20 protein-coding genes and 1 tRNA gene are annotated in these 24,945 nt (G+C 65.2%); 8 read left to right on the forward strand and 13 right to left on the reverse strand.

Annotated features, from left to right (window positions below; translation table 11 throughout):
* Positions 1–13 precede the first annotated feature (13 nt).
* The 4 genes from P0Y59_24130 to P0Y59_24145 all read left to right on the forward strand — a co-directional run bounded on the left by P0Y59_24130 (position 14) and on the right by P0Y59_24145 (position 7,193).
* Positions 14–1,219: a TCR/Tet family MFS transporter gene (locus tag P0Y59_24130; GenBank protein ID WEJ99946.1), complete on the forward strand. Its 1,206-nt coding sequence runs from the start codon at positions 14–16 to the stop codon at positions 1,217–1,219.
* A gap of 122 nt (positions 1,220–1,341) precedes the next feature.
* Positions 1,342–1,554 (forward strand): hypothetical protein, encoded by a 213-nt coding sequence (locus P0Y59_24135; GenBank protein ID WEJ99947.1) that lies wholly within the window; start codon positions 1,342–1,344, stop codon positions 1,552–1,554.
* A 56-nt stretch (positions 1,555–1,610) separates the two neighbouring features.
* Positions 1,611–5,771: a hypothetical protein gene (locus tag P0Y59_24140; protein WEJ99948.1), complete on the forward strand. Its 4,161-nt coding sequence runs from the start codon at positions 1,611–1,613 to the stop codon at positions 5,769–5,771.
* A 1,131-nt stretch (positions 5,772–6,902) separates the two neighbouring features.
* Positions 6,903–7,193: a hypothetical protein gene (locus P0Y59_24145; GenBank protein ID WEJ99949.1), complete on the forward strand. Its 291-nt coding sequence runs from the start codon at positions 6,903–6,905 to the stop codon at positions 7,191–7,193.
* Here the strand turns inward: P0Y59_24145 and map are convergent.
* Positions 7,184–8,011: a type I methionyl aminopeptidase gene (gene map, locus P0Y59_24150; protein ID WEJ99950.1), complete on the reverse strand. Its 828-nt coding sequence runs from the start codon at positions 8,009–8,011 to the stop codon at positions 7,184–7,186. The genes P0Y59_24145 and map overlap by 10 nt on opposite strands.
* A gap of 64 nt (positions 8,012–8,075) precedes the next feature.
* On the opposite strand from map, the gene P0Y59_24155 reads away from it, so the two are divergent.
* The 3 genes from P0Y59_24155 (at position 8,076) to P0Y59_24165 (ending at position 11,360) form a co-directional block, all read left to right on the forward strand.
* On the forward strand, positions 8,076–8,831 hold the full coding sequence (locus tag P0Y59_24155; protein ID WEJ99951.1) for a molybdopterin-binding protein: 756 nt from the start codon (positions 8,076–8,078) through the stop codon (positions 8,829–8,831).
* Positions 8,832–9,055: 224 nt separating this feature from the next.
* The gene (locus P0Y59_24160; GenBank protein ID WEJ99952.1) at positions 9,056–10,498 is read left to right on the forward strand and encodes a S41 family peptidase; all 1,443 of its coding nucleotides are present in this window, start codon (positions 9,056–9,058) and stop codon (positions 10,496–10,498) included.
* Positions 10,499–10,589: 91 nt separating this feature from the next.
* Complete coding sequence (locus P0Y59_24165; protein WEJ99953.1) at positions 10,590–11,360, forward strand: hypothetical protein; 771 nt, start codon at positions 10,590–10,592, stop codon at positions 11,358–11,360.
* A gap of 3 nt (positions 11,361–11,363) precedes the next feature.
* Here P0Y59_24165 and P0Y59_24170 read toward each other — a convergent pair whose 3' ends face one another.
* The 9 genes from P0Y59_24170 to P0Y59_24210 all read right to left on the reverse strand — a co-directional run bounded on the left by P0Y59_24170 (position 11,364) and on the right by P0Y59_24210 (position 21,444).
* Positions 11,364–12,704: a HAMP domain-containing sensor histidine kinase gene (locus P0Y59_24170; protein ID WEJ99954.1), complete on the reverse strand. Its 1,341-nt coding sequence runs from the start codon at positions 12,702–12,704 to the stop codon at positions 11,364–11,366.
* On the reverse strand, positions 12,701–13,375 hold the full coding sequence (locus P0Y59_24175; protein WEJ99955.1) for a response regulator transcription factor: 675 nt from the start codon (positions 13,373–13,375) through the stop codon (positions 12,701–12,703). Before P0Y59_24175 ends, P0Y59_24170 begins: the two co-directional genes overlap by 4 nt.
* Positions 13,376–13,384: 9 nt before the next feature.
* Positions 13,385–14,782, reverse strand: a complete 1,398-nt coding sequence (locus tag P0Y59_24180; GenBank protein ID WEJ99956.1) for a TolC family protein — start codon at positions 14,780–14,782, stop codon at positions 13,385–13,387.
* The gene (locus P0Y59_24185; GenBank protein WEJ99957.1) at positions 14,779–17,880 is read right to left on the reverse strand and encodes an efflux RND transporter permease subunit; all 3,102 of its coding nucleotides are present in this window, start codon (positions 17,878–17,880) and stop codon (positions 14,779–14,781) included. The genes P0Y59_24180 and P0Y59_24185 overlap by 4 nt, the downstream gene beginning before the upstream one ends.
* Before the next feature lies 1 nt (position 17,881).
* Complete coding sequence (locus tag P0Y59_24190) at positions 17,882–18,895, reverse strand: efflux RND transporter periplasmic adaptor subunit (protein WEJ99958.1); 1,014 nt, start codon at positions 18,893–18,895, stop codon at positions 17,882–17,884.
* A gap of 82 nt (positions 18,896–18,977) precedes the next feature.
* Entirely contained in the window at positions 18,978–20,024 is a 1,047-nt protein-coding gene (locus tag P0Y59_24195; protein WEJ99959.1) for a polysaccharide deacetylase family protein, read from the reverse strand.
* Positions 20,025–20,048: 24 nt separating this feature from the next.
* Complete coding sequence (locus P0Y59_24200) at positions 20,049–20,600, reverse strand: hypothetical protein (protein ID WEJ99960.1); 552 nt, start codon at positions 20,598–20,600, stop codon at positions 20,049–20,051.
* 5 nt (positions 20,601–20,605) lie between these two features.
* Complete coding sequence (locus P0Y59_24205) at positions 20,606–21,037, reverse strand: lysozyme inhibitor LprI family protein (GenBank protein WEJ99961.1); 432 nt, start codon at positions 21,035–21,037, stop codon at positions 20,606–20,608.
* Between the two features lie 62 nt (positions 21,038–21,099).
* Entirely contained in the window at positions 21,100–21,444 is a 345-nt protein-coding gene (locus P0Y59_24210; protein WEJ99962.1) for a hypothetical protein, read from the reverse strand.
* A 144-nt stretch (positions 21,445–21,588) separates the two neighbouring features.
* Between P0Y59_24210 and P0Y59_24215 the strand changes: the two genes are divergently transcribed.
* Positions 21,589–22,974, forward strand: coding sequence for an RNB domain-containing ribonuclease (locus tag P0Y59_24215; protein WEJ99963.1), 1,386 nt, complete (start codon positions 21,589–21,591; stop codon positions 22,972–22,974).
* 59 nt (positions 22,975–23,033) lie between these two features.
* Here P0Y59_24215 and P0Y59_24220 read toward each other — a convergent pair whose 3' ends face one another.
* The 3 genes from P0Y59_24220 to P0Y59_24230 form a co-directional block, all read right to left on the reverse strand.
* The gene (locus tag P0Y59_24220; protein WEJ99964.1) at positions 23,034–24,281 is read right to left on the reverse strand and encodes an FAD-dependent oxidoreductase; all 1,248 of its coding nucleotides are present in this window, start codon (positions 24,279–24,281) and stop codon (positions 23,034–23,036) included.
* 90 nt (positions 24,282–24,371) lie between these two features.
* Positions 24,372–24,445, reverse strand: a tRNA-Gly gene (locus P0Y59_24225).
* A 70-nt stretch (positions 24,446–24,515) separates the two neighbouring features.
* A complete protein-coding gene (locus P0Y59_24230) occupies positions 24,516–24,941 on the reverse strand; it encodes a polyketide cyclase (protein ID WEJ99965.1) in 426 nt (141 codons plus the stop codon).
* Positions 24,942–24,945 lie beyond the last annotated feature (4 nt).

Raw genomic sequence — 24,945 nt, forward strand, 5'->3', positions numbered from 1 at the left:
CTGGGGGATGGCAATGGCGCGAACCGACAATCGGCTGCCGTTGATCGCATTTATCGTCTTCATCGACATGGCGGGCATCGGGCTGATCATCCCGATCCTGCCGTCGCTGGTCGAAAGCCTGAGCGACACTGACGTCGCCCATGCCGCGCTGATCGGCGGCGAATTGCTGTTCGCCTATGCCGCGATGCAGTTCCTGTTCGCCCCGGTGATCGGCGGCCTCAGCGACCGGTTCGGGCGGCGTCCGGTGCTGCTCGGCACGCTCCTCGTGCTCGCGGTCGACTATGCGATGATGGCCTGGGCGCCGACGCTCGGCTGGCTGTTCGCCGGGCGGATCATCTCCGGCGTGATGGGCGCGACCTGGGCGGCGGCGAACAGCTGCATCGCCGATCTCTATCCGCCTGAACAGCGCGGGCGGCTGTTCGGGCTGCTCGGCGGGGCAGGGGCCTCGGGCTTCGTGCTCGGCCCGGCGATCGGCGGCGTGCTCGGCACGATCGGATTGCGGCTGCCCTTCGTCGCGGCGAGCGTGCTGGCGCTGGCCGGCGCGGTGGTCGGCTATGTCATCTTCACCGAGACGCTGCCGCCGGAGCGCCGCCGCCCCTTCACCCTGGCACGCGCCAACCCGTTCGGCACGCTGGTTCGCATGGGGCGCTATCCCTTCGTGCTCGGCTGTCTTGCCACGATCTTCCTGATGCAGCTCGGTGCCCAGTCGCAGCTCTCGACCTGGGGCTATTTCCTGATCGAGCGGCTCCACTGGTCGCCGCTGGAGATCGGCCTGTCGGTTGCGCTGTTCGGCATCGCCATCGCCATCGCGCAGGGGCTGGTCACCGGCCCCGCCATCGCGCGCTTCGGTGAACGGCGCTGCGCGCTGGCCAGCCTGATGTTCGGCCTGCCCAGCTATGTCCTGCTCGCCTTCGCATCGACGGGATGGATGATCTATCTGGCCATCGTCATCGGCGCGGCGACCGGCGTCGCCTTCCCCGCGATCCAGGGCATGATGACCACCCGGATCGAGGAGGATGCGCAGGGCGAGCTGCAGGGCGCGGTCGCCAGCACGATCGGCCTGACCTCGATCATCGGGCCCTTGGTGATGACCTGGGTATTCGGCCATTTCGCTGATGCGCAGGGCGTGTATTTCCCCGGCGCGCCCTTCGCGCTGGCGAGCGTGCTGATCGTCGCTGCCTGGCTGTTGTTGGCGCGCACGATCCGGCGGTATTTTTGAAGGCGTCGGGTGCGAAATATAATTCCCGCCATATCGGATATACTGCGCCTTGGTTCATCGGCCCTCATCATGATAGCGACAGGGATAGCGGCAGTGTTTTGTAAGTGCCGCCCGGGGGTAATATGCGGATATTCGGCACGGCAGTTCTTCTGACCCTGTGTACCGCGGCACCGCTTCAGGCTTGGGCCGCGGAGACGATCACCTACACCTATGACGCGAAGGGCCGCCTGGTGAAGGTGGAGCATTCGGGCACCGTCAACAATGGTGTGAAGGCCGAATACACCCACGACAAGGCTGACAACCGCAAGAACCTCAAGGTGACGGGCGCGCCATAGCGTCGTCGGCTCGCGAAGAGCCGCGCACCCTGATCTGCTGACATTGGAGAACTGCCATGCACACGTCCCGTTTTCGGGCGGCGGCTTTTTGCGCGCTGCTGACATCGACCTTCCTGAGCGCGCCCGCGACGGCGCAGAGTTCGCCTGAGTTCCGCCAGGCCGACGCGAATGGTGTTGATATGGTTCAGGGCGATTTCCTGACCAGTTTCGCTGAGGGCTCGATCGGCTCGGGACAGGCGGCTCTCGAATTGATGCGGGTGCTCGGCAATACCAGCTTCAATGGCACGACCGGCGCGAGCCAGTGGGACCATATTCTCCTCAATGTCGTCAGCAGCGGTACCTATATTGATTTCGGCACCAGGACCGCCAAGTTTCCGGATGCGCAGGCGAGGGGAGAGACGCTGTCGGGGTCGGGAAGCTCCTATGTTTATGGCGACGGCAACGGCACCACGATCACCTTCGGAGACCCTACGCCGGGGGCCGATATCACCAATTACTGCAACGGCACCGTCCAGTCGTCCTGCATCCTGCTGCCGGGATTGATCACGTCGCCCAACGGCAAGACGGTCTCGCTCGAATATGGCTTCTGGACGCAATGTTCACGCCAGCAGCAGCCCGACGATCCGATCAGTTGCAGCTTTGCCCCACGCCTTGAGCGGGTCTCGAACAGCTATGGCTATTCAGTGGTGTTTTCCTATGCCTCCGACGGCTTCGGGGGCACCGGTGGCCCACCGGCGACCTTCACGCAGCGAACGGGGGCGGCGTTTTACAATGCGCAGGCGGGGAGCGCTCCTCTTGCCAGCGTAAGCTATGCCTATCCGACGGCCGGCGTGACGGATGTCACAGACATGGGCGGTCGCGTCTGGCGCGTGACCAAGACAACGACCCTCAACGCGATCCGCCGACCGGGGGCTTCGTCCGACACGACCAGCGCCACGATCAATGCCGGCAAGGTCACGTCGGTGGTGAAGGAGGGCGTCACCACCAGCTATGCCCGCAGCGTGAGCGGCAGCACGGCCACGATGACGGCGACCAACGCTCTTGGCCAGACGAGCACCGTTGTCTCCAATCTGACGGTCGGTCGCCCGACCTCGATAACCAATGCGCTCACCAAGACCACCAGCTATCAATATGACGGCAGCCGCCGCTTGACGCGCGTGACTCAACCCGAGGGCAACTATACCGCGTACAGCTACGACGGTCGTGGCAACCTCACGCAGACGCAGATGGTGGCGAAGGCGGGGGCGTCGTCGATCACGACCAGCGCGAGCTACGACGCAGGCTGCGCCAATCCGCTAACGTGCAACCAGCCGAACAGCACGACCGACGCGCGGGGAAATACCACTAATTACGCCTATGATGCGACGCATGGCGGCGTGACGGCTATAACGCTTCCTGCGCCGAGTGCCGGCGCATTGAGGCCGCAAACGCGATACAGCTATACGCTGATGAACAGTGAGTATCAGTTGACGGGCATTTCCGCATGCCAAACGGCCGGCTCCTGTGCAGGGACCGCGGATGAAGTGGTCACTACCCTCGGCTATGACGCCAATAGCAATATCACCAGCGCCTCGAAAGGAAACGGTACAGGAACGCTGGTCGCAACCCGCACCATGACCTACGACGGACTCGGGAATCTGTTGACCGTGGATGGGCCGCTTGCCGGCGCTGCCGATACCACTCGCTACCGGTACAATACGGCGCGGGAATTGATCGGCACCGTCTCGCCCGACCCGGACGGCGGCGGCAGTCTGAAGAATCGGGCCGTGCGCAATACCTATACCAACGGCCTGCTGACCAGGGTCGAGAACGGCACTGTCAACAGCCAGTCGGACGGTGACTGGGCGGCGTTTAGCGCGCTCCAGTCGATCGATACGAGCTATGACGCGAACGCCCGGCCGATAGTGCGGACGCTTGCCTCGGGCGGGACGACCTATGCGCTTGCGCAAGCCAGCTATGATGCGCTTGGTCGTGTCGATTGCGCCACGCAGCGGATGAATCCAGCGGTTTACGGGGCGCTGCCCGCTGCCTGCACCCTGTCCACTACGGGGACTCAAGGTCCCGACCGCATCAGCAAGACCGAATATGATACGGTGGGCCGCATCTGGAAGGTCACCAACGCCCTCGGCACCGCCGACGCTTCGGTTGATGTTACCTATGGGTATTCCGACAACGGCAAGGTCCTGAGCGTCACGGACGCGGTGAATAACCGCACCGGCTATGACTATGACGGCTATGACCGGCTGACGTTCACGCGTTATCCCGTGACGACGCAAGGTGCGCTGGCAAGCTCGAGCACGGATTATGAGCAGCTCGGTTATGATCCCGCCAGCAACGTCACCAGTCGCCGCCTCCGCGACGGCCAGACGATCGGCTACGGATACGATAATCTCAACCGCATGACGTCGAAGGATCTTCCCGAGGTCAATGCCGATATGGGCTATATCTATGATCTGCTAGGTCGCCTGACCTCGGCCACGATCCCGGGCAAGGGCGTTACGCAGAGCATGACTTATGACGCGCTTGGCCGTCTAACCGGTGAGGGGCAGCCCTACGGGTCGATGGGCTATCAATATGATCTGGCCGGCAATCGTACGGTCCAGCAATGGAGTGACGGTTTCTATGTCACCTATGATTATCTCGTCACCGGCGAGGTCACGGCGATCCGGGAGAGCGGCGTTGCATCGGGCGTGGGCGTCCTGGCAACCTACGGTTATGATGATCTCGGCCGGCGGACCGGCATCGGTCGCGGCAACGGCACCAGCACCAGCTACGGTTATGACAATGTCTCCCGCCTGGTTTCCCTCGGCCAAGATCTTGGTGGCACGACCTATGATCTCGGTCTTGGGTTCAGCTACAATCCTGCGAGCCAGATCGCGAGCATGACGCGCTCGAATGAGGCCTATGCCTATGGTGCCTACGTCAACGTCAATCGGCCCTACACGTCGAATGGTCTCAACCAGTTCGCGACCGTCAACGGTACCGGCATCACCTATGATGCACGCGGTAATCTGGTCAGCACGGGTAGTACCAGCTTCACCTATAATTCCGAAAATGCGCTGACCAGCATGGTCGGGGTGGCGACGCTGTCCTATGACGGGTTCGGTCGCCTGTACGACTATGTGTCGCCGGGTGGTGGCTCGACCCGGTTCCTCTACGATGGCGTGCATATGGCGGCTGAGATTTCTACGACATCATCCACGGTGGCGCGGCGCTATGTATTCGGGCCTGGCGCCGATGAACCGATCGTCTGGTATGAGGGAGCGGGCACGACTGATCGGCGATGGCTGCACACCGACGAACGCGGCTCCGTCGTGGCGATGACGAACAGCGCCGGCACGGCGATCAGTATCAACAGCTATGACGAGTACGGCGTCCCGGCTGCCGGAAACGTCGGGCGTTTCCAATATACCGGACAGGCTTATCTACCCGAACTGGGGCTCTATTATTACAAGGCTCGTATTTACTCGTCGCGGCTTGGGCGGTTCATGCAGACCGATCCTATCGGGTATAGCGGTGGGATGAATTTGTATAACTATGTTGGTGGGGACCCGGTGAATGCCATCGACCCGAGCGGATTGCAGAGCGACATCATTGTAACCGGACGCCAAAGCGTAACTTCGATTATCGTGGATCCGTTTAGTTCTGGCGGTAATTCTTTTAGTATGCAAAATTTTGACATTAATACGGTTTATATCGGCGATGATGGTATAGCTACCAGTCCGGAGGTTGTTATAACTTCTCAGAAAGTGTTGCAGACAATAATTGTGAATGCTGTAAGAAATGCGCAATTGATATGGGGTGATATAAAGTATATTGGAAAAAGTATTGCCTGTTCTATGGGGAATATAGACATTGGAGGTGGTGCGGATGTTTATGCTGGATTTGGGGGATCTGTTGGCGGGAGTGGTAAAATAGACCTAACAACTGGTCAGTTCGGTGTTGACGCGTACCTTGCTGTGGGTGTCGGGTTGGGGGCTGAGGCGGGGCCGACCCTAACCTCCTCATCCAGCGGCAACGCTATTGTTTCCGCTAACGTCATCACGCAGGTTGGCGGTGGTTATGGTTTCGACGTAGTGGGCACGCGCACGCTTCTCGGGACCAGTCCTGGGCAGAACAGTGTCACGGCCGGAAAAGTTGGTAGCCCTATCGGATTCGTCAATGGTGGAGCGGCGATCGGTTTCCATACACCCAAGCTTTATGACATTGGATGCTGATATGAGCAATTATACTACTGCTGTAATGTTGCGCCCCGTGGTGGTGATGTTCGTTCCTGTGGCGATCGTCCTTGGTTTAGTCATCAATAGCTTCATCGCTCTTGCGGCTTGGCTCATCCTGAATGGAGCGCTGGCTTGGTATACGCGATGCCGGCAATGTGGAACGAGCATCTATTTTGATCGGGCGCATCCCTATCGAACTTTGTTGGGTAGGCCGCAAAAGATTTGCGCAAACTGCGGGCATCAACAGGATTAGTCGCCGAATAATAGAAGTATTGCGTGATTAAATCGGGACGATGAAGTTCCAAGAGGCATATTGTGATTGGTTAAATCGATCGATTAGTATATTTGATAGGGCTTGTGGTGGCCGAATCGCGGAGATGTGAGTAGTGTTTGTAGTGCAATAATCGCAATAATAATGGAAAATAATTAATAAAAGTAACGTTGCGTAGTTGGGTTTGCCATCCTCCTGCTTGGGTGGGCCACTATCTGTGGCGCCAAGTGAACACTGGATCAATCTTCCTCAAGGGATAGGAATGGTAAATGCTACGTTCGAAAAGGCTGATTTTCCTATGCATGAAGCTGGTCGGCGCGTTCGCGATTTGCTCCGCGACGATGACGGCATTGGCAAGTTCGATATCCGTAAATTATTACGACGCAATCGGCAGGGTGAAAGCGGTCTACGATGCGACCGATGTCACAGGGGAATCTGTCGCGATACCGGTTTGATGCCGCTGGCAATCGCACCCTCTATGTGCACGAGAGGACCGAGAGATATCTGCCTGCTGGCACCAGCATCTATTCGCCTAGCCTTCCGTAGTGCTAACGGGGCATGGACGTCGCCGAGGTGTCATGGGCATGCCCCCGGCGCGCCCGGCGATGGCGGTCCGACATCGCAGATAGGCATGACAAAAGTCTCCGACTCCCTCGGCCTGTTTTTCCAAGCTCTGTCGCAATGGCGCTACCGATCGCGAGATCGCCGATATCCTCGGCGTCTGTGCGCGCACTTTCTATCGCTGGCGTGCCGAACACGAAGCCTTTGCCGAAGCGCTCAGGGCCGGCAAGGAACTCGCGGACGACCGGGTCGAACGCGCGCTGTACGAGCGCGCCTGCGGTTATGAGTATCAGGACGTGAAGATCTTCAACCCAGGCGGCGCGAAGGAGCCGGTGGTCGTGCCCGTCACCATCCATGTCCCGGCTGATGTCGGCGCGGCGAAGCAATGGCTTGCCAGTCGCCGTCCCCGTCCCTGGGCGGGCGAGAAGGAGCCGGAAGAGACCGATATGTCCCGGCGATGGCTGGCGGCGTTCATGCGCCTGGAAGAAGAGCGGCCGCAAAGGGAGGCAAAGGAGGCCGCGCGCTTCGCCGAATGTGTCGAAAAGCGCGTCGCCGAGGAACTCACCCGGCGCGGCCTTCAGGAATAGGGCGGCTGGTGAAGGCCCTTGGGGCTGGTCGTGAAGATCTCGCAGCCATCCTCGGTGATGCCGATCGAATGCTCGAACTGCGCCGAGAGCGATCGGTCCCGCGTCACCGCTGTCCAGCCGTCGTCAAGCAGCTTCACGTCGGGGCGGCCGATATTGATCATCGGCTCGATCGTGAAGATCATGCCCGGCTTCAGTTCCGGCCCGGTGCCGGGTCGGCCGACATGCACCACCTCGGGCGCGTCGTGGAACAGCTGGCCCAGGCCATGGCCGCAGAAATCGCGCACCACGCCGTACCGATGCTTCTCCGCATGGACCTGGATCGCGTTCGCGACATCGCCCAGGTGATTGCCCGGCCTGGCCTGCTCGATGCCGAGCATCAGGCATTCATAGGTCACGTCGACCAGCCGCTTCGCCTTTATCGGCACGTCGCCGATCAGGTACATCCGGCTCGAATCGCCGTGCCAGCCGTCAAGGATCGGGGTCACGTCGACATTGACGATGTCGCCGGCCTTCAGCGTCTTTTCGCTCGGGATGCCGTGGCACACGACATGGTTGATCGAGATGCAGCTCGAATGGGTATAGCCGCGATAGCCGAGCGTGGCGGGCACGCCGCCGCGATCGACGATGAACTGGCGGATCATGTCGTCGATATCGGCCGTGGTGACGCCGGGCACCATGTGCGGCACGACCATGTCGAGCGTCTCGGCGGCGAGGCGGCCTGCCTTGTGCATGCCATCGAACGCCTCGCGTCCATGGAGCTTGATCGCGCCGGTGCGGCCGGCGGGCGCATCCGGGGTGACGGTTACATAATCGGTCATGCGCCCGATATAGCGTGCAACGGCAGACTTTGCGAGGGCGGGGTTACGGGTCTATGCGCACGTCATGAGCGAGCGGATCTGGACGGCCGGGCTGGTGGTGATCGGGGACGAGATTCTGTCCGGCCGCACCCAGGACAAGAATGTCGCGCAGGTCGCTGCGTGGCTCAACGTGCAGGGCATCCGCCTCGCCGAGGTGCGCGTGGTGCCCGACGTCACGGCCGCGATCGTCGAGGCGGTGAACGTGCTGCGTGCCCGCAACGACTATCTTTTCACCACCGGCGGCATCGGCCCGACTCATGATGACATCACCGTTGACGCGATCGCCGAGGCGCTTGGCGTCCGCGTGGTGCATCATCCCAAGGCGCTAGCGGTGCTGGAACGTTATTACGAGACTCGCGGCGGGCTGACCGAGGCGCGCAAGCGCATGGCGCGCGTGCCCGAGGGGGCGGAGCTGATCGAGAACCGCATGTCGGGTGCGCCGGGCATCCGCATCGCCAATATCTTCGTGATGGCGGGCGTGCCGCACATCACGGCCGGCATGCTCGACGCGCTGACCGGAACGCTCGAGGGCGGCCTGCCGGTGATCTCGCGCACGATCGGCTGCTGGGTCGCGGAAAGCGAGGTCGCGGTGCTGCTCGGCGAGGTCGAGCGCGCGCATGAAGGCGTGGCGATCGGCAGCTATCCCTTCTTCCGCGAGGGGAAGACCGGGGCCAATTTCGTCGTGCGCTCGACCGACCAGCGAGTGGTCGATGCGTGCATCGCCGATCTCACCGCCCGGCTCGAGGCGGAGGGGAGGGCGGTGGTGCCCGACGGAATCTAGCCAGTCCTCGATAGCGGCTGGCGCCTCCTCATGCCGGTCTGGCCTCACGGGCAATCGCTGCCCGGAGCGGCAGAACGGGCAATGTCGCGTCAACACAGCGCAATGATCCGGCTGGGTGGTTCGACTTTCTGCTGACAAGACCGATTCGGCCCGGTACTCCGCTTGAGTGAGGGGGAAGTCTCATGAAGTACCGGCCGGCGATAGCGCTCCTGGCTATTGTAGCGATGCTTTCCGCGTGCGGGGGCGGGGGCGGTTCCTCCACCGCCAGCAGCGGCGGCGGGCCGGTCGGGGTCACCCCGACACCCACCCCGACACCGGTGGCCAGCGGGTGCTCGCTGCGCGAGCGTCAGGACTGGATCGCGGCGCAGTTGCGCGAATGGTATCTCTTCCCGGAGACGCTCCCTGCCAGTCTCGATCCCGCGCCCTACGCGACCGCCAGCGACTATCTCGACGCCCTGACAGCCACCGCGCGGAGCCAGCGCCGCGACCGCTATTTCACCTATCTCACCTCGATTGCCGAGGAGAGTGCCTATTATAATTCCGGGTCGAGCGCCGGTTTCGGCTTCCGGCTCGCCGCTGATACGGCTGCGCGCCGCATTGCCGTCACGGAATCCTTCGAAGGTGCGCCGGCCCTCGCCGCCGGCATCGATCGCGGCACGGAGATCCTCGCGATCGGCACCAATAGTTCGAACCTGCGTACCGTCAGCTCGATCATCGCGGCGGAGGGTACGGCGGGCGTGACCAACGCGCTTGGCCCCAATACCGTCGGCACCACCCGCGTGCTGCGTGTCGTTGATGTGGCCGGCACGCGCGACGTGAGCGTCGCAAAGGCCGATTTCACGCTGACGCCGGTTTCGTCGCGCTACGGCGCCCGGGTGATCGACGATGGCGGGCGCAAGGTCGGTTATGTCAATCTGCGCACCTTCATCACCACCGCCGATCCGGCCCTGCGCACCGCCTTTGCCCAGTTCCGCGCGCAGGGCATCACCGAGATCATCGTCGATCTGCGCTACAATGGCGGCGGGCTGATCTCGATCGCTGAGCTGATGGGCGATCTGCTCGGCGGTAACCGTTCGACTTCGGACGTGTTCGACTACGTCACCTTCCGTCCGGAGAAATCGTCGGAGAATGCGACGCGCATGTTCGCGCCGCAGCCGCAATCGACCTCGCCGACCCGGCTCGCCTTTATCGGCACCGGGGGCACCGCCTCGGCGAGCGAACTCGTCATCAACGCCTTCACGCCCTTCCTGCACAACCGCTCGGCGCTGATCGGCACCAATACCTATGGCAAGCCGGTCGGCCAGATCGCGCTTGATCGCACCGCGTGCGACGACCGGTTGCGCGTGATCGCCTTCGCGACGCAGAATGCCGCGCGCCAGGGTGCCTATTTCGATGGGCTCGCGCCCTTCATGGAGGCAAGCTGCCAGGCAACCGACGATCTCAACCACCAGCTCGGCGATCCGCTTGAGGCCTCGACTCGCTCCGCGCTCGATTTCCTTGCCGGACGGAGCTGTTCGGCGGTGGCATCGGCCGGACAAGCCACTCAGTCGACGGGGCAGGCTGCGCAATCGGCCAGGACCTCGGTCGCCGGGGGCGGCCCGCAACGTGAGCTGCTGATGCCCGAACGGCCGGATACGCCGCAACGCGAGGTGCCGGGGCTGTTCTGAGCAGCGCGAGCCGGGCGCGCGATTAAAAAGAATGTCATGTCGATACCGGGTCGTTGCGGCGCGCGTCCACGGCGTCTAGGCGTTCCCGCCGATGGATTCGGCATCCGACCACGATCTGCCGGACCGGCGTCGCGCTTCGATTCGCAGCCGCGCCACCTCCTTCCTGCTGGCGCTCGTGCTCGAGATACTGGTCGTGATCGGCCTGTTGACTCTCTCGCCGCATCTCGCGCCACCGGCGCCGAAGGAAAAGGAAAAGACCTTCAGCATCGCGCCCGACGCCAACCTGGAGGCCAAGAAGAACCCAAGTCCGCGCGCCGTCTCGCGCAAGAAACAGGCGGCCGGTGGCGCCTCGCCAGCGCCGCCCTCGCCGACTCCTCCGGCAGCACCGGAGCCGACCCCGGTCAATCCGTGGCTTAACGAAGGCGATCTGTTCCACGCCGCCGATATCTCGAAACTGCCGACCACGCGGGGCAATGACGCGCCCGGCGCCGGCGACAACGGCGCCGGCAAGGACAGCGGCTCCGCCTATGGGCCGGGCGAGGGGCCCGGCGGCGAACGGCTCTACGATGCCGAATGGTATCGCGAGCCGACCGATGCTGAGCTTTCGACCTATCTCCCGTCGAGCGGCGTCCCGTACGGGAGCTGGGCGATGATCGCGTGCAAGACGATCGCCGACTATCATGTCGAGAATTGCCGCCAGCTCGGTGAATCTCCGGTCGGCTCAGGCCTGGCTCGCTCGATGCGCCTCGCCGCCTGGCAATTCCGCGTCCGCCCGCCACGGATCGGCGGCAAGCCGCTCATCGGCGCCTGGGTGCGGATCAGGATCGATTTCACCAAGGCCGGGGCGAAAGAGACCAAATAGGGCTCAGCCGGGCCGGGGCAGTGTCACGGTGACGCGGAAGCCGTCGGTCATATCCAGCGTCGCCTCGCCGTGGTGAGCCGCTGCGACCGCTTCGACGAGGGAGAGGCCAAGGCCATGGCCGGGTGTGGAGCGGCTGCGCTCCGATCGTGCGAAGCGCTGGAACAGCGTGCCGGCCTCCGCCGGATCGACGCCAGGTCCATTGTCGGCGACGGATAGCGATATCGTGCGACCGGTCGATGTCAGCCGGACCTCCATCTCCGTACCGCGCGGCGTATGGCGAAGTGCATTGTCGAGCAGGTTGGCGAGCAGCTGGCGCAGCAGCCGGCGGTCGCCCACCGCCGCCAGGCCCGGTTCGATCGTGCCGGTCAGGTAATGGCCGCTCGTTTCCGCGTCGGGACGATAGGTGTCCAGCATCTCGGTGACGAGCGCGCTCATATCGAGGGTGACGAAGGCGCTACGCACGCCGAACGCCTCGATTTCGGAGATGCGCAGCAGTGCGGCGAAGATTTCCAGCAGTTCCCGCGATTCAGCCGCCGCCGCTTCGATTGCCTCGCGGCGCGTGGCGTCGTCTTTGTCTGCCAGCGCTTCGTCCAGCCGGTTGTGCAGCCGGGTCAGCGGGGTGCGCAGGTCGTGCGCCACGTCGCTCGACACCTGGCGCAGATTTTCCAGCAGCGCGGCGATTCGGTCGAGCATGCGATTGAGCGTGGTCGAGACCTGGTCGAACTCGCTGCCCGATCCGTCCGTCGGCATGCGCCGGGTCAGGTCTCCGCCGATGATCGCCAGCGCAGTACGGTCGATCCGCCGCAGCCTCGCCCGCGTCACGGCGCCGACCGTCCAGGCGCCACCCACCCCCAGCAGCAGCATCGCGCCGAGGGCGATGCCGAACAGCTTGAGGATCGTCGAGTCGATCTCGTCGATCACTGCCCGGTCGGCAGCGACCACCAGGGTGAAGCCGCCCGGCAGCAACGTCGTCAGGGCCTGCGCCACCCTGGTCCCACGCTCGTGATAGAGGAACTCGCGGAATCCCGCCTCTTTCGGCGCCGCTGCATCGAGCTTGCCTGCTACACGTCGTCCGTTCCGGTCAACGAGGATATAGCCAAGGCTCGCCGTGCTCGACGCGGCGTCACGCCGGCGGATCGCGGCGGCGAGCCGGTCGATCCCGGCCTGGCCGCTTTCGGCCAGCAACGCTTCGGTTTCAGTCGCGATGCGATGGTCGAGCTGTACCTCGATCGCTTCGTGAGTCACCTCATACACCACGCCGCCGATGCCGAGCGTGATGGTCGCGAAGACAAGGCTGACACAGGCGGCAAGGCCGAAGGTCGATCGCCAGGGCGTGCGCATCATCCGCCGCGGATCATGTAGCCCGCCCCGCGCACCGTCTCGATCGCGTCGGTATCGAATCCGGCGTTGAGCTTGGCGCGCAGGCGGCTGAGATGAGTCTCGACGATGTTGGTCTTCGGATCGAAATCGAAATCCCACACGCGTTCGAGCAGCATCGTGCGGGTCATCACCCGCCGCGGATTGCGCATCAGCTCGGCGAGCAACGCGAATTCGCGCGGCTGCAACGCGATGCGCCGTCCGCCACGCTCGACGGTGCGCCGGTCGAGGTTCAGCGCAATATCGCCGACCGCGAGGCGGTTGGGCTCGGCCTGCGCCGCCGGGCGCCGGCCGAGCGCCTGGACGCGCGCGGCAAGCTCCGAAAAGGCGAAGGGCTTGACCAGATAGTCGTCGGCACCGCCCTCAAGCCCTTCGACCCGGTCAGCGATGCCGCCGATCGCGGTCAGCATCAGGATCGGCGTTGTCGTGCCGCCCGCCCGAAGCATGCGCACCAGCGCCAGCCCGTCGAGCCCGGGCATCATTCGATCGACCACGATTGCGTCGAAGGCGCCGTCGGTGGCCTGGAACAATCCGTCGCGCCCGTCCTCGCTGGTGGTGACGTGATGGCCGATCTCACTCAGCCCCTTGGCCACGAAGCGCCTGGTTTCGGCGTCATCTTCGATGATCAGGATCCGCATCATCCGCTTCTATCGCGCCGTGGCTCCGGGGGCGAGGGGAACGGGCGCATTCTGCCACCCGCCGCCAAGCGCGCGGAACAGCGTTACCTGCGCCTGCGCAACCGCAAGATCGGACTGGGCGAGTTGCAGCGCGGCGGTCGCGCGGGTGCGTTCCGCATCATATTGGATCAGGAAGGCGGCATCGCCCAGCCGGACACGGGCGGCGGCGCGGCGCGCGGACAGCATCGACTGGTCGAGCACCGTCTTCAGATCGGCATTGCGCCGTGCCTCGGCATCGTACGCGGCCAGCGCCGTTTCGGTCTCGCGCAAGGCGCGCAGCACGGCGCCATCCCAGCCCGCGAGCGCGGCGCGTTCGCTCGCCCGCGCCTGCGCGATCCTCGCCCGTGCCGGGCCCTGATTAGGGAAGGACCAGGAGATCAGGGGCGAGGCTGTCGCGGCGAACCCGCCCGAGAGCAGCCCGATCGCACCGCCGAGATTGACCTTGGGATAGAGATCGGCCCGGGCCACCCCGATCCGCGCGGCCGCGGCGGCAAGCCGTCGTTCCGCCTCGCGGATATCGGGCCGCCGCAGCAACAGCGCCTGGCCATCACCGACCGGAATCGGTTGGGTGAGGCGGGGCGGGGCGGTGCAGACGAGGTCGAAGCCGCGCGCCTCGGCTGGCGGCAGGCCTTGCAGTGTGGCGAGACGGTACAGCGCGTTCTTCCGCGCCGCCTCGAAGGGAGGCAACACCGCACGCGCCGAGGCCAGCAGCGATGCGGACTGTGACACTTCGAGCGGGGAGACCTCGCCCGCTGCAAGCTGTTCGCGGATCAACGCTGTCGACCGGTCCTGCGCCGCCAGCACCTCGCGCGCCACCGCGATCGCGCGGTTCGCCCCGCACAGATCGACATAGGCCGCGACCGTATCGGCCACCACCGCGACGCGCAGCCCATCCAGCGCCGCCGCATGCGCCTCGACATCCGCCCGCGCGGCGAGCGATCCCGCGCGCAACCGCCCGAACAGGTCCACGTCCCAGTTCACGGTAGCGCCGATATCGTAATCGGTGGCCGCCCCGCTCGCCGCGCTGGGCTGGCCTGAAGGATTGTCGATGCCGGCGCTGCTCTCGATCGTCACCTGTGGCAGCCGCGCCGCCCGCGCCTGGGCCAGCGCCGCGCGGGAACCATCGAGATTGGCGAAAGCGACGCGCAGATCGGCATTGGCGGCGAGGCTCGCGCGCACCAGCCGGTCGAGCGCCGGATCGTCATAAAGCCGCCACCAGTCGTCCGGCACCGGCGCGATCGCTGCGACCGATAGGGTATCGAATGGACCGGTGGCGCTCGTCGGGGCGATGGTTGGCGGGGGTGCCGGCACGGTCATGCAGGCCGAACTCGCCAGCAGCAGCGCGAACGGCGTCAGGCGGCGGATCATGCTGTCACTCCTTCGATCGACGCATCCTTGGCCGGGCGCTCCCGCCCGAAGCGGCTGTACAAGGCCGGCAGCAGGAACAGAGTCAGCACGGTCGAGGAGACAAGGCCACCGAGGATGACGATGGCCATCGGATGCTCGATCTCGTGCCCCGGCGCGTTGCCGGCAACGACCAGCGGCAGCAGCGCCAGCCCGGCACAAGCCGCCGTCATCAGGATCGGGACCAGCCGTTCCTCGGCGCCGCGCACGATCAGCGCCGGGCCGAAATCCTCGCCCTCCTCGTCGCGCAGATGGTTGTAATGCGACAACAGCATGATGCCGTTGCGCGCGGCGATGCCGATCACCGTCACGAAGCCGACCAGCGACCCCAGCGACAGCACGCCCCCGGTGATCGCCACGCCGATCACCCCGCCGACCAGCGCGAAGGGGAGGCTCGCCGCGACCAGTCCGGTGATGCGCAGTGACCGGAACTCGATCCACACCAGCAACAGGATGCCGATCATGCAGAGCAATCCGGTGATCGCCAGCCGCTGCCGCGATTCCTTCAGTGCGGCATATTCGCCGAGGATCTGCGGATGATAGCCCTGCGCGAACGGCACGCCCGCCACCGCCGCCTCGACCGCGCGGGCGACACCGCCCAGATCGGAGCCCTTGACGTTCATCGTCACGTCGATGCGGCGCTGGCCGTTCTCGCGCTTGATCTCGTTGGGGGCGGGCACGATGCGGATGTCGGCGACATCCTTCAGCCGGACGGGCGCCCCGCTTGGCGCCTGGATCATCAGGTCGGCCAGCGTGTGCAGGTCATCGCGCACCCCGGGTTCGCCCCAGATCGCCACATCGAAGGATTTCTGGTCGCGATAAATCTCGCCGACCTTCTGACCCGCCACCAGCGCTTGTGCCTGGCGGCGTACCTCGCCCGCGGTCAGGCCCATCGTCGCCAGGTCGGCGGCGCGGGGACGGATCTGAATCTGCGGCACCAGCACCTGCTGCTCGACCTTCAGGTCAGTGATATGGGCGATCGGCGCGATCCTGGCCTTCACCCGCTCCGCTGCCGCGCGCAGTTCGATCTGGTCGGGCCCGAAGATGCGCACCACCACTGTTGCGCCAGCACCCGTCAGCACTTCCTTGATGCGTTCGCGCAGATAGGTGAGCACGTCGCGAAACAGGCCGGGATAGCCGTCGATCACTTCCTGGATCTTCTTCACGCTGGCGTCGTAATCCGCCTTCTGGTCCAGGCTGATCCATAGCTCGGTGAAGTTCGGCCCGACCACCTCGTCGGCGGCCTCGGCACGCCCGATATGCGCGCCGAAATTGCGCACGCCGGGGATCGCGCGGAGTTCCTTCGAGACCGCGATCGTGATCCGGTCCATCGCCGCGATCGAGGTGCCGGGCTTTTCCACCCAGTGCATCAGGAAATCCGTCTCGCGAAAATCGGGCAGGAACTGGTCCTTGAAGCCGGCATATCCCACCGCCGAGAGCAGCAGCCCGCCCGCAATCACCCCCATCGCCAGTCGCGGTCGTGTGATGATCCCCGGCAAGGTTCCGGCATAGCGCCGCTTGAGCCCCGCGACGAACCATGTGTCGCGCTCCGCTTTCAAGGGCGCGTTGGGCAGCAGATACAGGCACAAGGCGGGCGTCACCACCAAAGCGACCAGCAACGAGGCCCCGATCGCCAGCACATAGGCGATGGCGAGCGGCCGGAAGAAGGTGCCGGCGACGCCACCCAGGAAAAAGATCGGCAGGAACACCAGCATCACGATCAGCGACGCGAACACCACCGCCGATCGCACCTCCAATGAGGCGCCGAACACCACGTCGAATGCCGATCTGGGATTGCACGCCTCGTGGTTGAGCCGCAGCCTCCGGGCGATATTCTCCACATCGATGATCGCGTCGTCGACCACCTCGCCCAGCGCGATGACCAGCCCCGCGATCACCATCGTGTTGATCGTGGCGCCGGTCCACAACAGGGTCAGCCAGGCGCCGAGCAGTGACAGCGGGATCGCGACCAGGCTGATCGTCGCCTGCCGCCAGTCGCGGGTGAACACGAACAGCACCACCGCGACCAGCAGGCAGCCGATCATCAATGCCCGTGTCAGATTGTCGATCGACCGCTCGATGAAGGTCGCCGGGCGGAAGATCGTCGTGTCGATCTTCACGTCCTTCAGGCCGGGCTTCAGCTCGGCGATCGCCGCCTCTACCTGGCGCGTCAGGTCAAGCGTGTTGGCGGTCGGCTGTTTCTCGACGATCAGCATGATGCCGGGGCCGTCATCGATGATGGCGTTGCCGATCGGCGCGGCATGGCCGTCGATCACGCGCGCGACATCACCGATCCGGACCGGCGCATCGCCGCTCTGCTTGACGATAGCGGCCGACAGGTCGGCGGCGGTCTGCACCGATCCGGCCTGCTGCACCGCCAGCCGCTGGGTCGGCGTGTCGACAAAGCCGCCCCCGCCAACCAGCACGGCATCACCCGCCGCCGCGCGTATCTCGGCCAGGGTCACGCCCGCCGCGCGCAGCCGGTCGGGATCGACCAGTACCTGCAATTGCCGGTCGCGCTGGCCCCATACCGCCACATTGGCGACGCCGGGCACCGCCATCAGCCGTGGCCGGATCGTCCAGCGCACCATCTCGGAAAGCTGCATCTGATCGAGCTTCTTCGACGAGATGCCGATCTTCATCGCCCGGCTGGTCGAGGAGAGTGGCGGCAGCATCACCGGCGCCCGCGCGGCGGCGGGCAGGCGAGCCTGCACCTGCATCACCCGTTCCTGCACCAACTGTCGGGCGCGGATCACATCGGTGCCGCGATCGAACAGGATGACGACGGAGGACAGGCCGAGCACCGATTTGGATCGCAACGTCGCCAGGTCGGGCACCCCGTTGACCGCCGTCTCGATCGGTACGGTCACCAGGCTTTCGACTTCCTCGGTCGACAGGCCGGGCGCTTCGGTCTGGATCTCGACCATCGGCGGCGCGAACTCGGGGAAGACGTCCAGCGGCACGTCGCTTGAGGCGCGCAGCCCCAGGACGATCAGCAGCCCCGCCATGGCGAGGACCAGGATACGCTGAGTCAGCGCGGCGCGAACGAGCCAGGCGAGCATGCTACTTGCCCGCCCCGAATTCGGTACCGAACAATTCGGCGGCGCCATCGGTCACCACCTCGGCACCCTGCTCGAGCCCGCGCGACAGGATCGCCCGGCCTTCAGTGCTCGATACTGTCTCGATCCGGCGGCGCAGGAAGGTGTTCGGCGCGATCCGGATATAGACCCATTCACCGCCATTGATGTCGCGGACGATCGCTGCCGTGGGGATGGAAAGGCCCGCCTCGTCGCCGTCGAGCGGCAGCGCCACCGACACACGCTGGCCGACGCGGTAATGCCGGTCGCGATTGTCGAGCGCGTAGAAAAGGTCGACCGTGCCCGCAGTCGCATTGGCGGAGGGTGGGGCCTGCACCGGATGCGCGGCGCGGGAGGTGCGGCTATGGCTATCGCCCAGCGGACTGATCATCGCAGCCCGGCTGCGTATGATCGCGCCGACATCCGTGCCGAACACGGGGACACGTACCCAGAGCGCATCCTGGTTGTTCATCGACCGGACAGAGGGGCCGAGCAATCGCCGTTGCGCCGCTGCGGCACCGGCTGCCGCCCGCGCGGTGGCGAGCGCGGCCGCCGCCTCGTCGCGGGCACGGACGCTGCCGGCTTCCTCGCGGACCAGCGCGCCGGCGCGGTCATAGGTGATGCGCGCAATCGACAGCTGTGCCCGGGTCCGCGCGATTTCCCCATCCGCCGCCGCCTGTAGCGAGCCGATCTGTGCAAGGTTGCTGGCCGAACTAGTCGGCACGCCGCCCGCGCCGAAGGACGGCACCACGATCTCCCCGCCCGTCGCCCGCACCCGCGCCGCCGATCCCGCTTCGACTTTCTCGGTCGCGATTCCCAGCCGCTGCACTGCCTCCGGGGCGAGGGTCAGTTTCAGCAGCTCGGATTCATGGGCGACCGATTCCGCCTTGGCCGGCTTGGGCGCGGTCGGGCTTGGTGCCGGATCGCCGCAGGCGGCAAGGCAGAGAAGCCCCGACAGGGTCAGGAGCGGGCGAAGCAAGGGCGCGGTCGGGCGGGTCATGGCGCCGGTCGGTACGCCGCGATGCTGGAGCCGCGCTGTCGCCTACATTACCATATCCCAATGTCGGGCCGAAATCCGCTCGTCAGCGGTCGCGATCGACCTTGTCATAGTCGGCCTCGATCTCCTTGGGGACATCGGTAAAACTGTCCCACGGCAGGTCCTTGTGCAGTTCCATGGACCATCGTTCGAGCCATTCGATGCCGTCCTTTCCGGCATAGGGATCGCGGGTCCGATAGGCCGGGTCTTTCATCGCATCTTCAAGGCTCACCGGCTGCAAATTCTCGCGCTTGAGCATGGCGGCCAGGTCATCGATGCAATCGGCGTTAAGCCGCGTCGCGTGCAGCAGCATGACATAGGCGATGTCCCGTCCGAACAGAGCGTGCGCGGCGGTGCGATACCAGCGGATCATCTTGTGTGTGTAATCGAGATACTGGGCGCGGATTCGCTTGCGGCGCGGTTCGTCGCGGCGGGCGATGGCATTGTCGTATGGCTCGGCGAATTCCCAGTCATCGGCATCGATCGTGACCGGTGCGATGCGATAGCCGTGCGCGCGCAACCATTCGTCGATTTCGCGTTTCACCGCTTCGGGCGTCCCGGTTTCCAGATAGGGGTGGCGGAACCAGCCGATGCGACGGTTCCGCGCCGCCAGCAGTCCGCGGGTGACCGGCTCCCCCTTGGCGATATCGGCGATATAGCCAGCCGCACCCAGGCTATTGGGGGATTCGTGCGAAAAAGTATGGTTCCCCAGGTCCATCGACGCGTCGAGCCATTTGCCGAGCACCGCGATCTGCTGGACCCGGTCGATCTCGTCGAGCTTGGATTCGTTCACGAACCCGGTCGCCGGGATCCTGTGCCGCTTCAATCCGCGCAGGATCGTATCGTTCAGGTAGTTCACATAGGGCTGGTCGTTCAGGATGGTGAGCGCGGGCAGATCGTCGAACGTCAGCGCGATCTTCGCCCGGCCGGTTCGCGCCTCGGCAGGCGCCGCCAGCAGGACGATGGCGATGAGCCAGCAAAGGGCGGGAATCCTGGACGTCATGGCAGACACCTGTCCCGTCTGGCTGTGTCGATATGCTCTGGTGTTACATGACTGCATGGGTCTGACAATGCTGGTCCGCACGGTCTTCATCGCCTTGCCTCAAGGACGAATGGCTCACTCCGCGTCTGACCCGTCAACCCGCACCAGCTCCAGATCAAGCGCCGGTTCAGCCTCCGCCGCCGCTCGGAGAGTCGTGACGAGCGTGCCCCGATTCCCGAAGATGCAGGTCGATGCCGATTGCGGATCGCGCACCACGGAGCCTCCCGATTTTTCCGCCGCCGCCGCGGCGACCGATCCGCATCGCAGCACGGCGATCCGGTACCGCCCTTGCTCGTTGTCGAGCATCAGGAACATCGCCTTGGGCGGCCTGCGCGGATCGAGCTTCTGCAACTGCACGATATAGCGGTTTGCATTGGCCGCGGCCCCGCCGAGCGGCACGATGATCGCGCGCAACGGCGCATCCGCCCCGCCGATCAGCAGCGAGCGATCCTTCTGGCGAGATATGTGCAGGACATCGGCTCCCTCCGGCGGTGCGCCAGGTTCTGCCAGGCGATAGCTGCCATCGGGAATGACCGTGACCGCCTCCGAGGCGGCGAACCATGGCAGCCCTGTCCAGCACCCGCCCAGCAGGAGCAGCGCGCAGAGCGCCGGCAGGAGGCGTCGCACCGCGCCTATTCGTCCAGCTTGCTCGATCGGCAGCCGGAGCTCGTGCATTCGCGCGACCGGTCGTTCAGCCAGTTGGTGCGCTCGATCGTCATGTCCTTGGCGCAGACCAGGTCGATCTTGATCGAAGCGCCTTCGGTCAGGCCGCAGCGCGAATCCCGCTGCCTGATCCAGGTGCGTTGCGACTGGAGCAGGGTGGCGCGGTCCGCCACCTTCAACAGGGTACGAAGCTTCTTGTACGCGGCGTTCAGGTCAGTGTCGGCCTGCATATAGACCTTGCGCTCGCAATAGACATTGTCGAACGCGGTCTTGGGGTCGTCGCAACTTGCGTTCCGCGCCTGGGGAAGACCGGCGGCATCGCTCGTCGCGGTAAGGCGCGGCGCTCCGGAAAATGCCAATATGGTCGCCGCGAGGCCCCCGATCACTGCAATGTTGCGCATGCTTTTCCTCTCCTGTTGACGGGTCCTTGTACCCAATGCCCCTGGTCTGTTGAAATGATGTGTCAGCGCCGCTGCGCGCGCCGCGCTATGACGCCGCCGATCGTCAGGATCAGCCCGAGGCCGATCAGGAACATCGCGAGCATGGTGCCGCCGATCTCGCTGCCGTTCGCCGCGCTGATCGCCCGCGCCGCAGCATCGGCGTCGGTCGCGGTAAGCGCTGTCGCGAACGCCGTATTCTCGCACTGAGCGGCCGCTGCCGCGTCCATGCCCCGTTCCCGGGCCTGTTCCTGGCATCGCTGCACCAGCGCGGGATCGGCCTTGGGCGCGGTGCCGCCAAACTGCATCGATGTACCCACTGCCAGCAGCAACAAGCCCAGTATGATGAGGATCAGGGAATTCTTCTTCAACGACGGCGCTCCCGTGCAAAGGGGAGCCGGACGAACGGCCGGCAGGAATTTCTCTAAGCGAACCAGCACGCCTCCTGTTCCCTCGCGATGTTCTGGCAGCATCCGTCTTCCCCACGCCCCGTCCACGGTGTACCGCATGCATCGATGAAGGCGCTCGCCGATCCCAACAACGCGCTGGCCGCCGGCCTTGCCGCGATCCGCACCCAGTATCAGGTGCCGGACTCCTTTCCTCCCGCCGTGCTTGCCGCCGCCGAGGCTGCCGCGAAGCGCGCGCCGACCGGGCATGTCGACCGTACCGACCAGCCCTTCGTCACGCTCGACCCGGCCAGTTCGACCGATCTCGATCAGGCTTTCGCCATCGATCGCAGCGGTGCCGACCTGCTGCTCCATTATGCCATCGCCGACGTCGCGTGGTTCGTCGATGACGGCGATCCGCTCGATGCCGAGGCATGGCGGCGCGGCGCGACGCAATATCTTCCCGATGGCAAGGCCGGGCTCTATCCGCCCGTGCTGGCCGAGGGTGCCGCCAGCCTGTTGCCGGCTGGTCCACGGCCGGCGGTGATCTTCACCGTGCGCGTCGCGCCCGACGGCGCGGTGAATCTCGACGGTGCCGAGCGTGCCGTCATCCGCAGCAGGGCGAAGCTGGCCTATGACAGCGTGGGTGACAGCGATCTCCCGGCCGATTTCGGCGAACTCGCGCGGCGTATCCAGGCCGCCGAGGACCGGCGCGGTGCGGCACGCGTCGATCCGCCCGAGCAGGAGGTCGACTCGATCGGCGACGGCCGCTTCAAGCTGCTGTTCCGTCCGGTGCTCGAATCGGAGGTGCGCAACGCGGCGATGTCGCTTGCCACCAACCTCGCCATTGCCGATGCGCTCCAGGCTCACCACACCGGCCTGTTCCGCGTGATGGCCGCGCCTAATGAGGGAGCGGTCAAGCGGTTGCGTCTCACCGCGCGGGCCTTCGGGCTGACATGGCCGGAGAATGCGACGCTCGACCAGTTCGATCGCACGCTCGATGCCAAGAATCCGAAACAGGCCGCCTTCATGCTGGCGATCCGCCGCGCCGGGGAGGGGGCAAGCTATGTGCCCTATCGCGAAGGCGTGGTGCCCTGGCATGCGGCGATGGCCGCGACCTATGCCCATGCCACCGCGCCGCTTCGTCGCCTCGCCGATCGCTATGTCGTGCGCGCCACGCTGGCGATCGCCAACGGGCAGCCGGTGCCGGATGTGGTGACGGCCGCGTTCACGCAACTGCCGTCTGTCATGGCCCGCGCCGATGCGCTGGGCGGCCAGATCGACCGGGCGGTGATCGACATGGCCGAGGCGACGATGCTCCAGGGGCGCGAGGGTGAGGTGTTCCCGGCGGTCGTCACCGACCTGGACGATCGCGGCGCCCGCATGCAGCTTCGCGACCTGCCCGTGGTGGCACGTGTCGTGGCGCATCAGGTGGAGCCCGGCGACGCGCTTCAGGTCAAGCTGCTCGCGGCCGATCCCGACAAGCGGACGGTCAGCTTCGAGCGGGTTGGGTGAACTGATCCCTCCCTGCTCCAGGGAGGGAGAAGGGGTTGATCGCGCCGGGCCTTCCGCCGTCAGTCGCCGCTCGTCGCCAGCAGCGTCTTCGCCGCGATCGACGGATCGGACAGTCTGGCGATATCGACTGGTTGCGCGGCCATGATCAGCTTCTTGCCGGCCACGAAATCGCCGGCCGCGTTGACCGCCTCGACCGCGACGACCCGGTCGCCGCTCAGGTGGAAGATGGAGAAGCTGTTCGCCTTGTCCGGCGTGTGCCGCACGATCTGGCGGTCGGCGTCGAACGGCACGCCCGCGATCTGCAACTTCAGTTCATACTGGTCGGACCAGAACCACGGCAGGTCGGGTGCGGGCAGGGGCTTGCCCATGATGTCGGCCGCCACGGCCCTGGCCTGGTCGACCGCGTTGGGCACGCTTTCCAGCCGGAACATGCGGTCGCCATAATGCGGCATCGGCCGGCGGGTCATGTCGCCGATCGCGTAGATGCCGGGGATCGAACTGCGTCCCGCCAGGTCGACGATCACGCCATTGTCGCATTGCAGGCCGGCGCCGATCGCCAGCGCGTCGCAGGGCGACCCGCCGATGCCGACCAGCACCGCGTCGCAGGGCAGCACCTCGCCGTCGGAAAGCTCGACCGAGCAAACCTCGCCCTTCTCCCCGTGAAGTGCGGCGACCGATACGCCGGTGCGGAACACCACGCCGCGATCGGCATGGAAGCGATGGAAGAAGCCCGACAATTCCTCGCACGCCACGCGTGACAGGATGCGCGGTTCGCGTTCGAGGATGGTGACCTCCGCGCCCAGGTCGCGCGCTGAGGCAGCGACTTCGAGCCCGATATAGCCGGCACCGATGATCACCAGCCGCGATCCCGCGCCGATCCGCGCGTGAAGCGCCTCAGCGTCCTTGACGTCGCGCAGCACGTGCACGCCGTCCAGGTCGGCGCCCGGACCATCGAGCCGACGAGCGACCGAGCCGGTGGCGAGGATCAGCAATTCCCACGCGATCTCGCGCCCGTCGGCCAGCGCGACGATCTTGCGTGCCGTGTCGATCCCGGTCGCGCGCGCGTCGAGCAATACTTCGATATTGTTGGTGTCGTAGAATTTGGCCGGGCGCAGATAGAGCGCCTCGAGCGTCGAGCCGCCCTTGAGATAGGCCTTGGAAAGCGGTGGGCGATGATAGGGCAGCACCGATTCGTCGGAGATCATCACGATCTCGCCGTCGTGCCCGGCCTGGCGCAGCGAGGCGACGGCATTTGCGCCGGCGTGCCCGCCGCCGAGAATCACGATTCGAGGTGCGTTCGTCGTCATTGAACCCGTTTCTCCCCCATTGCGCTGTTCGTTGACGGCGCGGTCGACCTGGCCTCAGCGTGCCGAATGCGGGCTGGAGAGCCGAAGAACTGGAGCGGGTGAAGGGAATCGAACCCTCGTCGTAAGCTTGGGAAGCTTCTGCTCTGCCATTGAGCTACACCCGCGCGATCGGTCCGGGGGCTGGCGTCGCCTACGTCCGATCCGCCGCCCACTCGCACATTCGTGCCCGCCCGGTCAACGACCTCGCTGCGGCGTGAACAGCGACTTCAGCGTGTTGAGATCGCGGTTGATCCATTTCGCGTCGGCCGCGAACCGCTCGTCGTCCATGTCCGGCTGGCGATAGAGTGTCAGCATCACCTCGGCGCCCGCACCATTCTGCACGACACGCAACGGAATGTGGATTTCTCCGCCGGTGCCCGGATCGACGAAATGATCCATCACACCATAGTCGTTATGCGGCGTGAAGCGGATGCGGATCGGACCTTCAGGCCCATCGGCCAGCCAGGCATCGCCGTCTGTCCGGAGGTCGGATTCGGAAAGGCCGGACGCCCATTTCGCGAAAAAGCCGGGGCGCCAGATCTCGTCGTACAGCGCGCGCCAGTCGCGATCGATCGAAACGCTATAGGTACGGGCCGGCAGCATCGTGGTTTCCTTCATCATCTGG

It is taken from the genome of Candidatus Sphingomonas phytovorans, assembly GCA_029202385.1.
Taxonomy (GTDB): domain Bacteria; phylum Pseudomonadota; class Alphaproteobacteria; order Sphingomonadales; family Sphingomonadaceae; genus Sphingomonas; species Sphingomonas phytovorans.

Coding starts and splice junctions, on each gene's coding strand:
- P0Y59_24130 (WEJ99946.1), top strand. CDS start 14: ATGGCGCGAACCGACAATCGGCTGCCGTTGATCGCATTTATCGTCTTC.
- P0Y59_24135 (WEJ99947.1), top strand. CDS start 1,342: ATGCGGATATTCGGCACGGCAGTTCTTCTGACCCTGTGTACCGCGGCA.
- P0Y59_24140 (WEJ99948.1), top strand. CDS start 1,611: ATGCACACGTCCCGTTTTCGGGCGGCGGCTTTTTGCGCGCTGCTGACA.
- map (WEJ99950.1), bottom strand. CDS start 8,011: ATGACCGATTATGTAACCGTCACCCCGGATGCGCCCGCCGGCCGCACC.
- P0Y59_24155 (WEJ99951.1), top strand. CDS start 8,076: ATGAGCGAGCGGATCTGGACGGCCGGGCTGGTGGTGATCGGGGACGAG.
- P0Y59_24160 (WEJ99952.1), top strand. CDS start 9,056: ATGCTTTCCGCGTGCGGGGGCGGGGGCGGTTCCTCCACCGCCAGCAGC.
- P0Y59_24165 (WEJ99953.1), top strand. CDS start 10,590: ATGGATTCGGCATCCGACCACGATCTGCCGGACCGGCGTCGCGCTTCG.
- P0Y59_24170 (WEJ99954.1), bottom strand. CDS start 12,704: ATGATGCGCACGCCCTGGCGATCGACCTTCGGCCTTGCCGCCTGTGTC.
- P0Y59_24175 (WEJ99955.1), bottom strand. CDS start 13,375: ATGCGGATCCTGATCATCGAAGATGACGCCGAAACCAGGCGCTTCGTG.
- P0Y59_24180 (WEJ99956.1), bottom strand. CDS start 14,782: ATGATCCGCCGCCTGACGCCGTTCGCGCTGCTGCTGGCGAGTTCGGCC.
- P0Y59_24185 (WEJ99957.1), bottom strand. CDS start 17,880: ATGCTCGCCTGGCTCGTTCGCGCCGCGCTGACTCAGCGTATCCTGGTC.
- P0Y59_24190 (WEJ99958.1), bottom strand. CDS start 18,895: ATGACCCGCCCGACCGCGCCCTTGCTTCGCCCGCTCCTGACCCTGTCG.
- P0Y59_24195 (WEJ99959.1), bottom strand. CDS start 20,024: ATGAAGACCGTGCGGACCAGCATTGTCAGACCCATGCAGTCATGTAAC.
- P0Y59_24205 (WEJ99961.1), bottom strand. CDS start 21,037: ATGCGCAACATTGCAGTGATCGGGGGCCTCGCGGCGACCATATTGGCA.
- P0Y59_24215 (WEJ99963.1), top strand. CDS start 21,589: ATGAAGGCGCTCGCCGATCCCAACAACGCGCTGGCCGCCGGCCTTGCC.
- P0Y59_24220 (WEJ99964.1), bottom strand. CDS start 24,281: ATGACGACGAACGCACCTCGAATCGTGATTCTCGGCGGCGGGCACGCC.
- P0Y59_24230 (WEJ99965.1), bottom strand. CDS start 24,941: ATGATGAAGGAAACCACGATGCTGCCGGCCCGTACCTATAGCGTTTCG.